Below are 14,376 nucleotides of genomic sequence, written 5' to 3'. Positions count from 1 at the left end.
ACACCATCCGACCTCACGCCGCTTTAACCCCGATTGGATAGCTTTGACCTCGACGGGAATGGGACAGGTAACCGATGTTTGTTGAACGCGAAGCGTCCGTTGGGGAGCCGACGTCGCAGGAGCGCCGCGATGCCCAGCAGAGCGACAAGCGCATTCTGGGCAATGTCGTGCAATGCGACGGTGCGCGCGCCACCATCAGCGCCTACGCGGAGGATGCCGAAGGCACGGTCACCGGCCTGTGGACCGTCGGCAAGATGATTTCCATCAACCTTGGCGCGACGCGCACCGTCGGCCTTGTCTATGCGATCGGCAAGTCTGACCGCGCCTGGAGCAATGAGGGCCAGAACGCAATCGAGGTCAGCATCGAATTGATCGGCGAGGTGCGCGACGGTGCCGAGCCCGGCGCCAAACCGGTCTTCGACCGCGGCATCACCACCTATCCGCATATCGGCGCGGTTGCCCACCGTATCCGCAGCCGCGACCTGCAGGCCGTCTACGATCTCGCCGGCCGCCATTCGATGACCGTCGGCACGCTGTCCCAGGACGAGGCGATCGACGCCAACATCGCTGTCGACGACACGCTGGCGCGCCATTTCGCCATTGTCGGGACGACCGGCGTCGGTAAATCCACGGCTGTCTCGCTGCTGTTGCGCAAATCGATCGAGGCGCGGCCCGATCTGCGCGTGCTGATCCTCGACCCGCACAACGAGTTTGCCGCCTCGCTTCCGGAATACTGCGTGAAGGTCGATTCCAAGACGCTCGACCTGCCGTTCTGGATGTTCAGGCTGGAAGAATTGGCTGAAGTTTTGTTTCGCGGTCGCGAGACCGTTCCGGACGAAGTCGACGTCTTGCGCGACCTCATCCCGGCCGCCAAGAACCTCTATCGCAACCCAAGTTCCGGCAGCTACATCAGGCGCGGCAGCGATGCGCTGACGGCGGACACGCCGGTGCCTTACCGCATCGCCGATCTGCTCAAGCAAATCGACGAGCGCATGGGTCTGCTCGAAAGCAAGAATGATCGCCCAACCCTGAAGTCGCTGAGGACGCGCATCGAATCCGCCGCTTCCGACCCGCGCTACCGTTTCATGTTCAATTCGCGGCTGATCGAGGACACCATCCACGAGACGATCGGCAACATCTTCCGCGTGCCGAACCACGGGCGTCCGGTGACCTGCTTCGAGATGGCGGGCATGCCGTCCGAGGTCGTCAATTCGGTCTGCTCGGTGCTGGCGCGTCTCGCCTTCGACCTTGCGCTCTGGAGCGAGGGCCGGCTGCGGCTGCTCCTGCTTTGCGAGGAGGCGCACCGCTACATGCCTGCCGATCCGCGCCTCGGCTTCGCGCCGACCAGGCACGCTTTGTCGCGCATCGCCAAGGAAGGCCGCAAATATGGCTGCTATCTCGGCGTTGTAACTCAGCGTCCAGGCGAGCTCGATCCGACCATCCTGTCGCAATGCTCGACCTTCTTCGCCATGCGGCTCGCCAACGAGCAGGACCAGGCGATCATCCGCTCGGCGATTGCCGATTCCTCGGCCTCGACGCTTGCGTTCCTGTCCTCGATGGGCCAGCGCGAAGCGATCGCATTCGGCGAAGGCGTGGCGACGACCATGCGGCTGAAATTCGAGAAGCTGTCCCAGGAATTCATTCCCGGGACATCGAAGCGGGAGCAGGCCCTGCCCGCAGAGGCCGGCGACGATGTCGATCTCGCCGGAATTGTCGAGCGGCTGCGCAACGTGCCGAAACCGCAGCAGTCGATAGCGTTTGCCGAGGCCGTCGATACCGGGCGCCAGGCTGGCGACCCCGACTACCGCAAGCCATCGGCGCCGCGCGTGCAGCCGGACGACGATTTCGACATGCGCTACGGCCTGAGGCCCTCGACCTTCGGCATGCGCCAGCAGAACGATTGATCGACCGACGGCGGAGGCACTGCCAAATTCCGAAAGGGAATTCATCAGGCCGGATCGAATGGCGTGGCTTTCGAAAAGCCGGAGCGGAGCGGACATTCAGTCCGTGAGCACCGGAAGTTGAGAAAGCCGCGTCAGGCGCCCGGCCTCATGAATTCGTCTTCGGAATTTTAGGCGCAGACTCGGTTGCGGCCCTGCTTCTTCGCCTCGTAGAGCTGCCGGTCCGCCCGGCGATAGAAGTCCTCGGCGCTCTCCTTGCGGTCCCAGACGGCGAGGCCGACGCTGGTGGTGACCTTCAGCCGCACATTGCCCGACAGGATCGACAGGTTCGCGATCGCTTTGCGGATGCGCTCGGCGAACCGCGCGAGCAGTTCCGCATCCATGTTGGGCGTCACCACGGCGAACTCCTCGCCGCCAAGCCTCGCCACCACATCGTGATAGCGCGTCATGCCCCGTACACACTGCGCGACGGACCGAAGAACTTCGTCGCCGACATCATGGCCATGCGTATCGTTGACCTGCTTGAAATGATCGAGGTCGAGGATCATCAGGCCCACCGGCCTGTCGATGCGGCCGAACTCGTCGAGATATTCCCGCAACGCGTCGTCGAAGTAGCGGCGGTTCTGCATTCCGGTCAGGCCGTCGGTGAGCGCTGCTTGCTCGAGCGTTTGCGAACGGGCGCTCAGCGACACCGTCATGGCGCGCAACTTGCCCTCTTCCCTCACCTGGCCGCGGATCAGCGGGTAGATGAAGAAGGTCCCGAAAAACAAGGCAGCCGCCAGCAGCGCACCGGTCACGAACAGCAATTTGTTGAGATAAGCGATTCTGTCGAGACGCGATGCGGTGTCGAGATCGGTCGCGATATCCTGCAATTGGCCATAGGCGTGGAAGGTCACCAGGCCAGCGGCCAGGATCACGAAGATAAAGACGAAAAACGCGGATTCCGCCTTGTGAAAACGCATAACGCCCCGCGGTACTGCGACCGTCGTCGTTATGGCATGCCAGACCTTACGGACGGTTAACCCGACAACCGTCACGGGAAGCTGCACTCACAATTCCAAGCCCCTGATTCAAATCGCATTCCATCAGTCCGGGATTGACCATCTCTCGCCCGGGCGTAACCTTTGCCACTCCGGTCCCAGCTGGTGTCTGAACCAGGTCGTTTGCCGCTTGGCATATTGGCGTGTGGCGATTTTGGCTCGCTCAATCGCTTCGGGAAAGCTCATGTGTCCGGCCATCGCAGCCTGCAGCTCGCGCACCCCGATCGCCTTCATCGCCGGCAGGTTCGGATCGAGGTCGAGCGCCATCAGCTGCCTGACCTCGTCGAGCGCGCCCTTGTCCAGCATCTGATCGAAACGCGCCCCGATACGCGTCACCAGTTCGCCGCGATCCGGCTCGATCACCAGGAAGGTCGCGCTGTCGCGGTCGATGAGGGGCTGGCCGCGAGCCGCCTGCCATTCAAGGATCGACCGGCCCGACGCGTCGAGCACCTCGAGCGCCCGCACAATGCGCTGGCCGTCGGTCGGCCGGAGCTGCATGGCGACAGCCGAATCCTCATGCATCAGTATGCGGTGCAGCCGTTCCGCCCCTTGTTCCTTGAGCTCGTAGCGCCAGCGCTCACGTACCAACGACGGAATGTCGGGCATGTCCGAGATGCCTTCGGCTAAAGCGCGGAAATAAAGCCCCGTGCCGCCGACGAAGACAGCCGGCCGGCCGGACAAAATGCCTTCCGCGATCAGCCCGGTGACGTCGCGCAGCCAGGCGCCGGTCGAGTAGGCTGTCGAAGGATGCACGTGGCCGTAGAGATAATGCGGCACGCGCGCCGTTTCGGCCGCGCTCGGACGCGCCGTCAGGACGTCAAGAACCGAATAGCCCTGCATGGAATCGGTGTTGACGATGACGCCGCCCTTGCGCTCGGCGATGTCCAGCGCCAGCGCCGACTTGCCGCTGGCGGTCGGCCCCGCTATCAGGATCGCGTTTTTCACGCGGCCTTTGCCCGCCTGCCTGCCGGAATTTTCGATGCCGCTGATCGCCACGCTTGTGTCCAATCCCAAAGACCGCCGAGTGTCGGTCCCGCTTGCGAATATCGCCTCGCGAGCGGCCGGCGCAAGCGCCGTTCATTGGCTGGCCGAAGATGTCGCCTGCGATCTGGTTTTGCCGGAGACGCCTGACATCGGCGAATTGACGGCCAATCTGCGCGCGGCATTGGCCTCCGAGCCGGTCGACATCATCGTCCAGCCGGCTGAAGGCAGGAGGAAGAAGATCCTGCTCGCCGATATGGATTCGACGATGATCGACCAGGAATGCATCGACGAGCTTGCAGACGAGATCGGCGTCAAGGAGCACGTCGCTGCGATCACGGCGCGGTCGATGAATGGCGAGATCGCATTCGAGCCGGCCTTGCGCGAGCGCGTCGCCTTGCTCAAGGGCCTCGACACGGCGGTGGTCGACCGCATCATCGCCAACCGGCTGACGCTGGCCGCCGGCGGCCGCACGCTGGTGCTGACCATGCGCGCCAACGGCGCCTGGACGGCGCTCGTCTCAGGCGGCTTCGACGTCTTCACCAGCCGCATCGCCGCAATGCTGGGCTTCCAGGAGAACCGCGCCAACCGGCTGATCGAGGACGGCGGCAAATTCACCGGCACGGTGGCCGAGCCTATCCTCGGCCGCGCCGCCAAGGCCGAGGCGCTGCTCGACATCGCGGCGAGGTTCGGCTTGACGACGGCCGATGCAGTTGCCGTGGGCGACGGCGCCAACGACCTCGACATGATCCGCCTTGCCGGCACCGGCGTCGCCCTCCACGCCAAGCCGGCGGTGGCTGAGCAGGCAAGGATCCGCATCGACCACAGCGATCTGACCGCGCTGCTCTACCTCCAAGGCTATCGCCAGGGCGAATTCGTGCAATGAAGCCGATCCGCACCGAGCGCCTCATCCTGCGCAATTGGGAAGAGCGCGACCGCGCGCTCTTCCATCGCATCAACTCGGACGAGCGCGTAATGGAATTTTTTCCGTTCCGCCGCGACCGCGCCGCGGCGGATGCCAAAATGGACGAGGTCCGGGCCTGGATCGATGCGGACGGCTACGGCTTCGCCGCGGCCGAGATTGCCGCCACCGGCGAATGCATCGGCTTCGTCGGATTGTTCGGAACCGAGGATATCGACGTCCTGGCTGCCGGAACGATCGAGATCGGCTGGCGGCTAGCCCCGGAATTCTGGGGCAAGGGCTATGTCACCGAGGCGGCCGAGGCCTGGCTCGGCTTCGGTTTCGAAACGCTGGAGCTGGACGAAATCGTCTCCTTTGCCGTCGCCGAAAACCATCGCTCGATCGCCGTCATGAAGCGGCTCGGCATGCGCGCCGACCCGGGCGCCCACTTCGACCATCCCGCCGTGCCGGACAGCCACCCTCACCTCAAGCGGCATGTGCTGTACAGGCTGTCGCGCGAGGACTGGCAGGCGCGAAAAAGGGCGGCTCGCTAGCCGCCCTTTATTGCAAAATCAACCTGTTACCGGGCTTTCTGGAGTCAGTCCATCCGGATCGTCACGAAGCGCAACTCGCCGGACTTCGAGGCGAGCATCAGCAGAGCGTTCTTGCGCCCCTGCTCCTTCAACGCGCCGATCCGGTCCATGACGTCCTTCGGCGTGCCGACCGATTCCTGCGCGATCTCGGTGATCACCTCACCGGGCTGGATGCCGCGTTCGGCGGCGGCCGAATCCTTGACGACGTCGGTGATGACCACGCCCGACACATCGGCCGCGATGCCGAATTTCTGTCTGGTCTGGTCGTTGAGCTCGCCAACGGTCATGCCGAGCACAGAAGCCGTCGACACAGGAGCCGCCTTGTCGCCCTTGTCCTCCTCGGTACTGCCGTTCTCGCCGCTGGCCAGCTTCTCGCCGTCCTCGAGTCGGCCGAGCGTCACCTTCACTGTCTGCTCGACGCCCTTGCGCACAATCACGACGTCGACCGCCTTGCCGACAGGGCTTTCGGCGACGACGCGCGGCAGGTCGCGCATTTCGTGGATGTCCTTGCCGTCGAACTTGATGATGACGTCGCCGGCCTGGACCGTGCCGTTGTCAACCGGCCCGCCCTTGATGACGCCGGCCACCAGCGCGCCCTTGGCCGTCGCCATGCCGAGGCTTTCGGCGATGTCGTCCGTCACTGGCTGGATGCGCACGCCAAGCCAGCCGCGCCGTGTCTCGCCGAACTGGCGCAGCTGCTCGACGACGCCCGCCGCGAGCTGCGAGGGAATGGAAAAGCCGATGCCGATCGAGCCGCCCGAAGGTGAGATGATCGCCGTGTTGATGCCGATGACCTCGCCGCTGCTGTTGAACAGCGGACCGCCGGAATTGCCGCGATTGATGGCGGCGTCGGTCTGGATGAAGTCGTCATAGGGGCCGGAATTGATGTCGCGGTTGCGCGCCGAGACGATGCCGACCGTGACCGTGCCGCCAAGACCGAACGGATTGCCGATCGCCATCACCCAGTCACCGACGCGCATCTTGGTCGAATCGCCGAACTTCACCGCCGTCAATTTGTGGCCCTTCGGATCGACCTTCAGCAACGCGACGTCGGTCTTTGTATCGGTGCCGACAAGCGTCGCCTTCAGCGTCACGCCGTCGGAGAAATTGACCTCGATGTCGTCGGCATCGGCGATGACGTGATTGTTGGTAACGACGATGCCCTGCTCGGCATCGATGACGAAGCCGGAGCCAAGCGACTGCACCTTCTGCCCGCCGCCCTTGTCGCCGCCGCGGTTCTTGAAGAAGTCATCGAAAAAGTCCTGGAAGGGCGAGCCTTCCGGAAGTTGCGGCATCGGCACCGCACCGGGGCCTTCCGTGCCTTTGACGGTTTGCGAGGTCGAGATGTTGACCACCGCGCCGAGCAGGCGTTCGGCGAGGTCGGCGACGGAAGGCGGCGCGTCAGAGGCGATCGTCGGCGTGACGAAGGACGGGACGGCAATTATGCCGACGACGAATGCGGTGGCACCGGCGAAAAACGTGCGCCGCGCCGCGCGCAACAGGGTGTCGGATATCATCGTGGCCTCCCGGCGTTTTTGAAAAAGAAAGGCGCTTCCGCAAAGGCGCCCGCCCAATTCATGTTGGCAAGAAATAAGGCACGTTTGCGGCTATAGCTATTGGCGGAAGATAAATCGTCAATCGCCTCGGCACCAAGGAATTTCATCAGCCGCGAACCAGCCAGACGATGGCGACGCCGATGCCGATTGCAGCCAATCCGCCGATCCGCAGCACATTCTCCGGCAACGACAGCACCTCCGCCGCCAGTTTCCTGGCCAGAGCCGGAAACCCGCCATAGACCAGGCCCTCGATGACGAGGACCAGGCCGATAGCCGCGAGGAAGTCCTGCACCGCCCGCTACTGGGCGGTGCCGGGTTGCGTGGCGGGGGCTGCCGGCGCTGCAGGCGCGGACTGCGATGCCCCCGGTTGTCCGGGCTCGGGCTTGCTTTCCGGATCGCGGAAGAAGCGGAAGAACTCGGAGTTGGGCGACAGCACCATGGTGGTTCCGGTGTTGTCCAAGGCCGTGCCGTAAGCATTCATCGAGCGATAGAAATCGAAGAAGCCCGGATCCCGCTTATAGGCTTCAGCAAAGGTGGCGCTGCGCTGCGCCTCGCCCTCACCGCGCAGGATCTCCGATTCCTTCTGCGCCTCGGCGATGATCTCGACGACCTCGCGGTCGGCCCTGGCCTTGATGCGTTGCGCCTGCTCGTTGCCGCGAGCCCTCAGCCGCTCGGCTTCCGCCAGGCGTTCGGCCTTCATCCGGTCGTAGGTCTGTTGCGATACTTCGGCGGTCAGATCCGTCCGGCGGATGCGCACATCCTCGATGTCGAGGCCGAGCGACGTCGCATCCGGGCGCAGCTGGTCGCGCACGTCGCGCATCATGACGCCGCGTTCTTCGGAAAGTGCCGCCTCGAAGTCGCGCAGGCCGTAGACACGGCGCAGGGCCGCATCCAGACGCGTCTTCAGCCGGGCTTCGGCGAGTTCCACCTGCCCCGACACCGCCGCGCGAAACGTGCGCGGATCCGAGATGCGGTAGGCGATGAAGGCGTCGACCTCGTAGAACTTGCCGCCGGAGACCTGGACGCGGATATTGTCGAGGTCGAAGCGCATCACTTTTTTCTCGATCGTCTGAACGCTGTCGGCATCGAAGAAGGCGAATGGCGCCTTGAAGTAGATGCCCGGCTCGGTCTTGACGTCGATGATCTCGCCGAACCTCAGCACGATCGCCTGCTCGCCCGCTTTGACGACGAACACCGAGGAATAGAGCAGAAACAGAAGGACGGCCGCGATGACCGCGATGAGGGGAAGACGGTTGGCCATCACTGGTTACCTCCCAGCCCAGGCGCGGGCGGCACCTTGGGCTGCAGTGCCGGCAGCGGCAGATAGGGAAGCACACCCTGCCCGTTGCCCTGCTCGACGACGACCTTGTTCGAGTCCTTCAGGATCCTCTCCATCGTTTCCAGGTAAAGGCGCTTACGCGTCACGTCGGGCGCCTTGGCGTATTCGTTGTAAACCGAAACGAAGCGCTGCGCCTCACCTTCGGCTTCCTGCACGACCCGGTTCTTGTAGGCGGCGGCATCTTCGCGGATCTGGGCCGCCTCGCCGCGCGCCTGGCCGAGCTTCTGGTTGGAATATTGATTGGCCTGCTCGACGAACTTGTCCTCGTCCTGCTCGGCGCGCTGCACCTCGTCGAAGGCATCGGCGACCTCGCGCGGCGGTGCTGCGTCCTCGATGGAGATTGCGTTGACTTGCAGACCCGTCTTGTAACCGTCGAGCGTGTTTTGGACGATCTCACGCACCGAAGTGGCGATACCCTGGCGATCGTCGCGGAAAATATCCTGCGCCGGGCGCCGGCCAACGACCTCGCGCATGGCGCTTTCGGCCACCTGCGTCAGCATGCCGTCGGGATCGGAGACATCGAAAAGGTAGGCCCCTGGATCGGAAACCTGGTAGGCGACCGAGAACTGCACATTGACGATGTTCTGGTCGCCGGAGAGCATCAGCCCGGAACCGCTGCTCGCCCCGCCGCCGATGCTGACGAGCTGCTCGGAGATCTTTGCCGTTTCGACCGTTTCGATCGGCCACCAGTGGAAATGCAGGCCCGGCTGCGAGAGCTCGGCCTTCGGCTTGCCGAAGCGCAATTCGACCGCGACCTCGTCAGGCTGCACGGTATAGATGGCCTTGAAGGCCCAAAGCACGACGAGCGCGAGCGCGATCAGCCCGAGGACGGCCGGGCTGGCGCCGCCGCCTCCCGGAAGAGCGCGCCGCAGCCTGTCCTGGCCGCGGCGAATAATGTCCTCGAGATCGGGAGGCGAACCGGGCGGGCCGCTCGGGCCTTTCGGTCCCTGCCCCCAGGGTCCCTGATTGCCGCCGCCGCCCCATGGGCCGCCGCCACCGCTCTTGTCGTTCCAGGGCATGAATGTCCTTTCGCTTCGGTTCCCTCAGGCCTTGCGGCGCGATCCTAGCGCATGACCCCGAAAACCGATATCGGTTTTCGGAAAGGAATCATGCGCCAAATCAAAGTTTTACGGCGACCTTCTTGCGCGTCCGGTTGGAAGCGTGGCGCTGTACCCTCGTTCTTCTATAGGGACGCCGTGACGCGCTTTCAACGCGATCCGCTACGCGCGCCTGCGATTTGAGCCGTCAGCGACCCTTTGTCCTCGTCAGTGACCGTCGCCGCGACGCTCGTAAACGGTATAGCGTGTGGCGTGGCTGTCCTTTTCGCCCGCCGGGAAATCCTCGGATCGGACGATCCGCCAGATCGCCGGGTCGATCGGCGGAAAATGGGCGTCGCCATCGACCCGAGCCAGTACATGCGTGACATGGAGACGATCGGCTAGCGGCAGGGCTTGGGCATAGATCTCGCCGCCGCCGACCACGCAGATCTCCTCGGCACCTGCCATGCAGCGGCCGCGCACCTTGGCCAGCGCGATCGCTTCGTCGAGCGAATGGGCGACTTCGGTGCCCTCGGCGCGCCAGTCTCCGGCTCGCGTCACAACAATGTTGAGCCTGCCGGGCAGCGGCCGGCCGATGCCCTCATAGGTCTTGCGGCCCATGATGATCGGCTTGCCCATCGTGTCGGCCTTGAAGCGCTTCAGGTCGCTGGAAAGCCGCCACGGCAGCCCGCCCTGGCGTCCGATGACGCCGTTCTCGGCAATGGCGACGTAGATCGCGATGTCCATCAGCCGCCGTTCCCGCTATTGTCCGACGGCTTGAGCAGCAGGATGCCGATATCGTGCTCGGGATAAAAATCCCTGGCCGTCATCTCGAACGTCGTCGGACCCACCTTGCGGACATTGTCGCCGCAGAAGGAAACCAGGTTCTTTGGGCTGCCCTTGTCGATGGTGAGCTTGAATTTGCCGATACTGCCAGACGCCCAGTTGCCGCCGGTGGTCAGGATATAAGCGATGCGGCTCTCGAAATATTGCGGATAGCCGTCGGGATTTTCCTTCGCTGCCTTGCGCACAGTGTTCTCGAACGCGCCGTCCATGCAGTAGCGGGTCTTGTAAGTGTCGTACTGCCCCTGGAACTTGCCGTCGTAATAGAAGGTGACCGATGACGTGCCGCCGACGCTCGGCTTGTAGCGGTGCGAGACATGGACTTGTTTACTGGCCGGGAAGGTGGAGCGCCACCAATAGGTCGAGCGCAACTGCCAGAACGGCGCGTAGGCGGTTTGCATGCCCGAACCGTTATCGGCGGTATCCTCGATGATGATGCCACGATCTTCCCAATCCTCAGCGACGTCCTTGGGCAGCTTTGCCAGCGCCGCCTTGGCGCCCTCGCCGAACGGATAGAGCGGCACGTTCTGCGCCTGGAGTTCGGCGGTGATGTCGATACCCAGCGCGAACGCCTTTTGTTCGAGCTGCGGCCTGGCGTCGATGCCGTCGATCGTCACCTCGAAGCCGAGGAAATTGTCGCTTTGCGCTTCCGGGATGGCCGGCATCTCGTTCGGGTCGCCTTCGATGTCCGGCATCGGGAAGGCGACGATGGCGCTGACGTCCTTGTCGGTGTTGTTGCGAAAAACGTAGTCGACGGTCACCTTTTCCGGCGAGATGAAGAGATCCTCGCTCTCCATGGCAACCGCATCGCTGCGCGACAGGATCAGCCCGCCGGTACCCAGCTCGGCAACGGAATCGTTGGCGGAGGCGGGTGCAATCGAGAATGCCAGCGCTGCGGTCAGGATAGTGCGTAACATAGCTCCCCTCTCGACGGCATGACCGGGATCATGCGGATGCGCCTCCATCTAGAGCAATTCCGGGAGAAGTAGCTAGAGGCGTTGAGCGTTTCCGCCAAACGAGTGAATTTTGCGTTCCCGCGTGCCTGCCTGCCCCGTCTGGACACCGGCCGCCCGATCGGGCAGGAGAACGCCTATGCGCAAGCTTTTCGTCATCGGCATCGGCGCCGGCAATCCCGACCACATGACCGTACAGGCCATCAACGCCCTGAACCGGGCCGACGTGCTGTTCGTTCCCGACAAAGGCGCCAGGAAGAGCGACCTCGCGGAACTCCGTCGACAGATCTGCGACCGCTTCGTCACCAACCCGAAGTCGCGTCGCGTCGAATTCGACGTCCCGGTTCGGGCCGAGCCGACATCGTCCTATCGCGTGACCGTCGACGACTGGCACGAGGCGATCGCCGAAATCTATGAAGGGCTGATCCGCGACGAGCTTGCCGAGGACGGCTGCGGCGCGTTCCTGATCTGGGGCGACCCCTCGCTCTATGACAGCGCGCTGCGCATTGTGGATCGCGTGCGACGCAGAGGCAATGTCGATTTCGAGCTCGAGGTCATTCCGGGCATAACCGCGATCCAGGCGCTGGCCGCCGCCCACGCGACCGCGCTCAACCGCATCGGCGATTCGATCCTGGTCACCACCGGCCGCCGGCTGACTGAGGAAGGCCTGCCCGCGAATGCCGGAAGCACAGTTGTCATGCTGGACGGCAAGTGCGCCTTCAACACGCTGGCCAACCAGGATGTTTTCATCCAGTGGGGCGCCTATCTCGGCACGCCGGACGAGATCACCCTTTCCGGTCGCCTCGGCGATGTCGGCGCCGAAATCGAGAAGGTCCGTGAGGCAGCCCGGCGGAGAAAGGGCTGGATCATGGACACCTATCTGCTGAGGAAGTTAGGGGAGTAGGGAGTAAGGGTATGGGCGAGATCGTGGCCTGAGACACTTTCCAGAATGTCACATCCTACTCCTTCCCCTACTCCCCTACTGCCTATCCGGCGTCGATCTCGGCCTGCAACGCCTGCATGTGCACGGCCGCCGCTGAAGCCGCCGCGCGCTCTATCGCTCTGAAACGGCTGACGACGGCGAGGCCTACCGCGGTCAATTGCGCGCCGCCGCCTTTGCGGCCGCCGGTCTGCGCCGCCACCAGCGGCTTGCCGAACACCCGGTTCATGTCCTCGACCAGGTCCCAAGCATGCTTGTAGGACATCTCCATGCCGCGCGCCGCGGCCGAGATCGAGCCGAAGGCGGCGATCTGCTCCAGCAATTCGATCTTGCCCGGACCAATTCGTCCGTCGGGGTCGAGATTTATCCGCAGACTCAGCGATGGCATCCCTTGTCCTCTGCGATCATGCCGAGATTAACCTCTCCGCCACCATATCGCTATTCCAAACCAACATAGCGATATTGCTCTTTCGTCAACCATCGGCCTCCACCGGCAGCGCAGCACCTGTCGTCGCGCTGTCAAAGCTCACCGTCTTGATCACCGCGAAGACCTCGCGGCCGGGCGCGAGCCGCAGGCTCTGCTTCGACTGTTCGGTGATGCGCGCCAGCACGGTTGCTCCGTTGCAGTCGATGGCGATCTCCACCGTAGGCCCGACGCCCGGCCTGACCGCGGCGATCGTCCCCGGCAGTATGTTGAGCGCGCTGAAGCCTACCGGCTGCTCGGTCGCGATCATGACATCGCGGGCGCGGATGCGGAGCCGCACCACGGCGCCGGCCGGCCTTGGAAGGCGCGGCACGCGGATCTCGCCGGCCGGCGAGCCGAGCACGGTCATGCCAAAAGCTTCGTCGTGACGCAGCACCCTGGTGTCGAGCACCGCGCCGCCTTCGCCGCGCTCCTCCGCCGGCAAAAGGTCGAGCCGCTGCATGATCACCTCGGTTGGGCCGAAAGCCGCGATCTTGCCTTGTGATAGCACCGCCACGTCGCTCGCCAGTCGCGCCACCTCGGCGACGGAATGGCTGACATAGGCGATCGGGATCTTCGTCTCGTCGCGCAGCCGCTCGATATAGGGCAGGATTTCGGCCTTTCGCGCCTCGTCGAGCGAGGCGAGAGGCTCGTCCATCAAAAGCAGCTTCGGGCTGGCGAGCAAGGCGCGGCCGACCGCCACGCGCTGCTTTTCGCCGCCCGACAGTTTCGCCGGCCGGCGGTCGAGCAGAGGACCGATGCCAAGGAGTTCGACCACCGCATCCATGCTGGCGTAGCGCTCGGCAACCGGCGTGAACCAACGGCCATAGCGCAGATTGCCGGCGACGCTCATATGCGGGAAGAGCCGCGCATCCTGGAACACCATGCCGATCCGTCGCTTGTGCATCGGCACGAAGATACCGGCGGCGGTGTCGACCAGCACGCGACCGTCGACCGCGATGCGTCCCTTTTGCGGCCGGATCAGCCCGGCAATCAGGTTGATCAGCGTGGACTTGCCCGAACCCGAAGGCCCGAACAGCGCCGTCAGCCGGCCGGCGCTTTCGAAATTCGCGTCGATGGCGAAATCGCCGAGGCGATGACTGATGTCCACCGAGAGCGTCATTCGATGTCCATCCTCTGGCCGATCCGCCGCGCCAGAACTTCGGAGGCCACCAGCGCCACCATCGAGATGACGATCGAAATAAGCGTCAGGCGTAGCGCTCCGGGATCGCCGCCCGGCACCTGCGTGAAAGTGTAGATTGCCGAGGGCAGCGTCTGCGTCTCGTTGGGAATGTTGGAGACGAAAGTGATGGTCGCGCCGAACTCGCCCATCGCCTTGGCGAAGGACAGGATCGCGCCGGCGATCAGGCCGGGGAGGATCAGCGGCAGCGTGATTGTGGCGAATACCCAGACCGGATTGGCGCCGAGCGTGCCGGCGGCCGCCTCCATCTTGCGGTCAACCGCCTCGATCGACAACCGGATCGCCCGCACCATCAGCGGAAAACCCATCACCCCGCAGGCAAGTGCTGCGCCCGTCCAGCGGAAGGAAAACACGAGGCCGAAATGCTCGGCGAGGAAGGCGCCCGCCGGCCCGCGCCGGCCGAAGGTGAGCAGCAGCAGATAACCGGTCACCACCGGCGGCAGGATCAGCGGCAAATGCACCAGCCCGTTGAGCAAGGTCTTGCCCCAGAACCGCCCCCGGGCCAGAAGGAGCGCGATCAAGATGCCGGGCGGCAGGCTGGCGATCATCGCCACCGTCGCCACCTTGATCGACAGCCGGACCGCATTCCATTCGTCGGGAGTGAGGTCCAGCAGCCAGTTCATATGCG

Annotated in this window: 15 protein-coding genes; 4 read left to right on the top strand and 11 right to left on the bottom strand. The window is 64.1% G+C overall.

Annotated features, from left to right (window positions below; genetic code table 11):
* Positions 1-74 precede the first annotated feature (74 nt).
* Positions 75-1,904 (top strand): ATP-binding protein, encoded by a 1,830-nt coding sequence (locus CK220_RS16610; RefSeq protein WP_095812566.1) that lies wholly within the window; start codon positions 75-77, stop codon positions 1,902-1,904.
* A gap of 167 nt (positions 1,905-2,071) precedes the next feature.
* Here CK220_RS16610 and CK220_RS16605 read toward each other — a convergent pair whose 3' ends face one another.
* Entirely contained in the window at positions 2,072-2,863 is a 792-nt protein-coding gene (locus tag CK220_RS16605) for a GGDEF domain-containing protein (protein ID WP_095812565.1), read from the bottom strand.
* A 123-nt stretch (positions 2,864-2,986) separates the two neighbouring features.
* Positions 2,987-3,931, bottom strand: coding sequence for a tRNA (adenosine(37)-N6)-dimethylallyltransferase MiaA (miaA, locus tag CK220_RS16600; RefSeq protein ID WP_095812657.1), 945 nt, complete (start codon positions 3,929-3,931; stop codon positions 2,987-2,989).
* On the opposite strand from miaA, the gene serB reads away from it, so the two are divergent.
* Together serB and CK220_RS16590 are read left to right on the top strand one after the other, a co-directional pair.
* Positions 3,921-4,808 (top strand): phosphoserine phosphatase SerB, encoded by an 888-nt coding sequence (gene serB / locus CK220_RS16595; RefSeq protein WP_095812656.1) that lies wholly within the window; start codon positions 3,921-3,923, stop codon positions 4,806-4,808. The genes miaA and serB overlap by 11 nt on opposite strands.
* Entirely contained in the window at positions 4,805-5,377 is a 573-nt protein-coding gene (locus CK220_RS16590) for a GNAT family N-acetyltransferase (protein ID WP_095812564.1), read from the top strand. The genes serB and CK220_RS16590 overlap by 4 nt, the downstream gene beginning before the upstream one ends.
* 44 nt (positions 5,378-5,421) lie before the next feature.
* Here the strand turns inward: CK220_RS16590 and CK220_RS16585 are convergent, their stop codons facing one another.
* The 6 genes from CK220_RS16585 to CK220_RS16560 form a co-directional block, all read right to left on the bottom strand.
* Positions 5,422-6,933, bottom strand: a complete 1,512-nt coding sequence (locus CK220_RS16585) for a DegQ family serine endoprotease (protein WP_095812563.1) — start codon at positions 6,931-6,933, stop codon at positions 5,422-5,424.
* Between the two features lie 145 nt (positions 6,934-7,078).
* Positions 7,079-7,264 (bottom strand): DUF2065 family protein, encoded by a 186-nt coding sequence (locus CK220_RS16580; protein ID WP_095812562.1) that lies wholly within the window; start codon positions 7,262-7,264, stop codon positions 7,079-7,081.
* A gap of 6 nt (positions 7,265-7,270) precedes the next feature.
* Positions 7,271-8,233: a protease modulator HflC gene (locus tag CK220_RS16575; RefSeq protein ID WP_095812561.1), complete on the bottom strand. Its 963-nt coding sequence runs from the start codon at positions 8,231-8,233 to the stop codon at positions 7,271-7,273.
* The gene (gene hflK / locus CK220_RS16570) at positions 8,233-9,330 is read right to left on the bottom strand and encodes an FtsH protease activity modulator HflK (RefSeq protein WP_095812560.1); all 1,098 of its coding nucleotides are present in this window, start codon (positions 9,328-9,330) and stop codon (positions 8,233-8,235) included. Before hflK ends, CK220_RS16575 begins: the two co-directional genes overlap by 1 nt.
* A gap of 246 nt (positions 9,331-9,576) precedes the next feature.
* Positions 9,577-10,095, bottom strand: a complete 519-nt coding sequence (locus CK220_RS16565) for a dihydrofolate reductase (protein ID WP_095812559.1) — start codon at positions 10,093-10,095, stop codon at positions 9,577-9,579.
* Positions 10,095-11,108 (bottom strand): DUF4424 domain-containing protein, encoded by a 1,014-nt coding sequence (locus CK220_RS16560; protein WP_095812655.1) that lies wholly within the window; start codon positions 11,106-11,108, stop codon positions 10,095-10,097. Before CK220_RS16560 ends, CK220_RS16565 begins: the two co-directional genes overlap by 1 nt.
* Positions 11,109-11,283: 175 nt before the next feature.
* Here CK220_RS16560 and cobF point away from each other — a divergent pair, with 175 nt between their 5' ends.
* Positions 11,284-12,048 carry a precorrin-6A synthase (deacetylating) gene (gene cobF, locus CK220_RS16555; protein WP_095812558.1) on the top strand — a complete coding sequence of 255 codons (765 nt, stop codon included), beginning with the start codon at positions 11,284-11,286 and terminating at the stop codon, positions 12,046-12,048.
* A gap of 82 nt (positions 12,049-12,130) precedes the next feature.
* Here cobF and CK220_RS16550 read toward each other — a convergent pair whose 3' ends face one another.
* The 3 genes from CK220_RS16550 to modB all read right to left on the bottom strand — a co-directional run bounded on the left by CK220_RS16550 (position 12,131) and on the right by modB (position 14,371).
* Positions 12,131-12,472, bottom strand: coding sequence for a winged helix-turn-helix domain-containing protein (locus tag CK220_RS16550; RefSeq protein WP_066990897.1), 342 nt, complete (start codon positions 12,470-12,472; stop codon positions 12,131-12,133).
* Positions 12,473-12,557: 85 nt separating this feature from the next.
* Positions 12,558-13,670: a molybdenum ABC transporter ATP-binding protein gene (gene modC, locus CK220_RS16545; protein ID WP_095812557.1), complete on the bottom strand. Its 1,113-nt coding sequence runs from the start codon at positions 13,668-13,670 to the stop codon at positions 12,558-12,560.
* The gene (gene modB / locus CK220_RS16540) at positions 13,667-14,371 is read right to left on the bottom strand and encodes a molybdate ABC transporter permease subunit (protein ID WP_095812556.1); all 705 of its coding nucleotides are present in this window, start codon (positions 14,369-14,371) and stop codon (positions 13,667-13,669) included. The genes modC and modB overlap by 4 nt, the downstream gene beginning before the upstream one ends.
* Positions 14,372-14,376 lie beyond the last annotated feature (5 nt).

It is taken from the genome of Mesorhizobium sp. WSM3860, from assembly GCF_002294995.1.
Lineage (GTDB): Bacteria > Pseudomonadota > Alphaproteobacteria > Rhizobiales > Rhizobiaceae > Mesorhizobium.
This window is presented reverse-complemented; position numbering and strand designations above follow the sequence as displayed.

Coding starts and splice junctions, on each gene's coding strand:
- CK220_RS16610 (WP_095812566.1), top strand. CDS start 75: ATGTTTGTTGAACGCGAAGCGTCCGTTGGGGAGCCGACGTCGCAGGAG.
- CK220_RS16605 (WP_095812565.1), bottom strand. CDS start 2,863: ATGCGTTTTCACAAGGCGGAATCCGCGTTTTTCGTCTTTATCTTCGTG.
- serB (WP_095812656.1), top strand. CDS start 3,921: ATGCCGCTGATCGCCACGCTTGTGTCCAATCCCAAAGACCGCCGAGTG.
- CK220_RS16590 (WP_095812564.1), top strand. CDS start 4,805: ATGAAGCCGATCCGCACCGAGCGCCTCATCCTGCGCAATTGGGAAGAG.
- CK220_RS16585 (WP_095812563.1), bottom strand. CDS start 6,933: ATGATATCCGACACCCTGTTGCGCGCGGCGCGGCGCACGTTTTTCGCC.
- CK220_RS16575 (WP_095812561.1), bottom strand. CDS start 8,233: ATGGCCAACCGTCTTCCCCTCATCGCGGTCATCGCGGCCGTCCTTCTG.
- hflK (WP_095812560.1), bottom strand. CDS start 9,330: ATGCCCTGGAACGACAAGAGCGGTGGCGGCGGCCCATGGGGCGGCGGC.
- CK220_RS16565 (WP_095812559.1), bottom strand. CDS start 10,095: ATGGACATCGCGATCTACGTCGCCATTGCCGAGAACGGCGTCATCGGA.
- CK220_RS16560 (WP_095812655.1), bottom strand. CDS start 11,108: ATGTTACGCACTATCCTGACCGCAGCGCTGGCATTCTCGATTGCACCC.
- cobF (WP_095812558.1), top strand. CDS start 11,284: ATGCGCAAGCTTTTCGTCATCGGCATCGGCGCCGGCAATCCCGACCAC.
- CK220_RS16550 (WP_066990897.1), bottom strand. CDS start 12,472: ATGCCATCGCTGAGTCTGCGGATAAATCTCGACCCCGACGGACGAATT.
- modC (WP_095812557.1), bottom strand. CDS start 13,670: ATGACGCTCTCGGTGGACATCAGTCATCGCCTCGGCGATTTCGCCATC.
- modB (WP_095812556.1), bottom strand. CDS start 14,371: ATGAACTGGCTGCTGGACCTCACTCCCGACGAATGGAATGCGGTCCGG.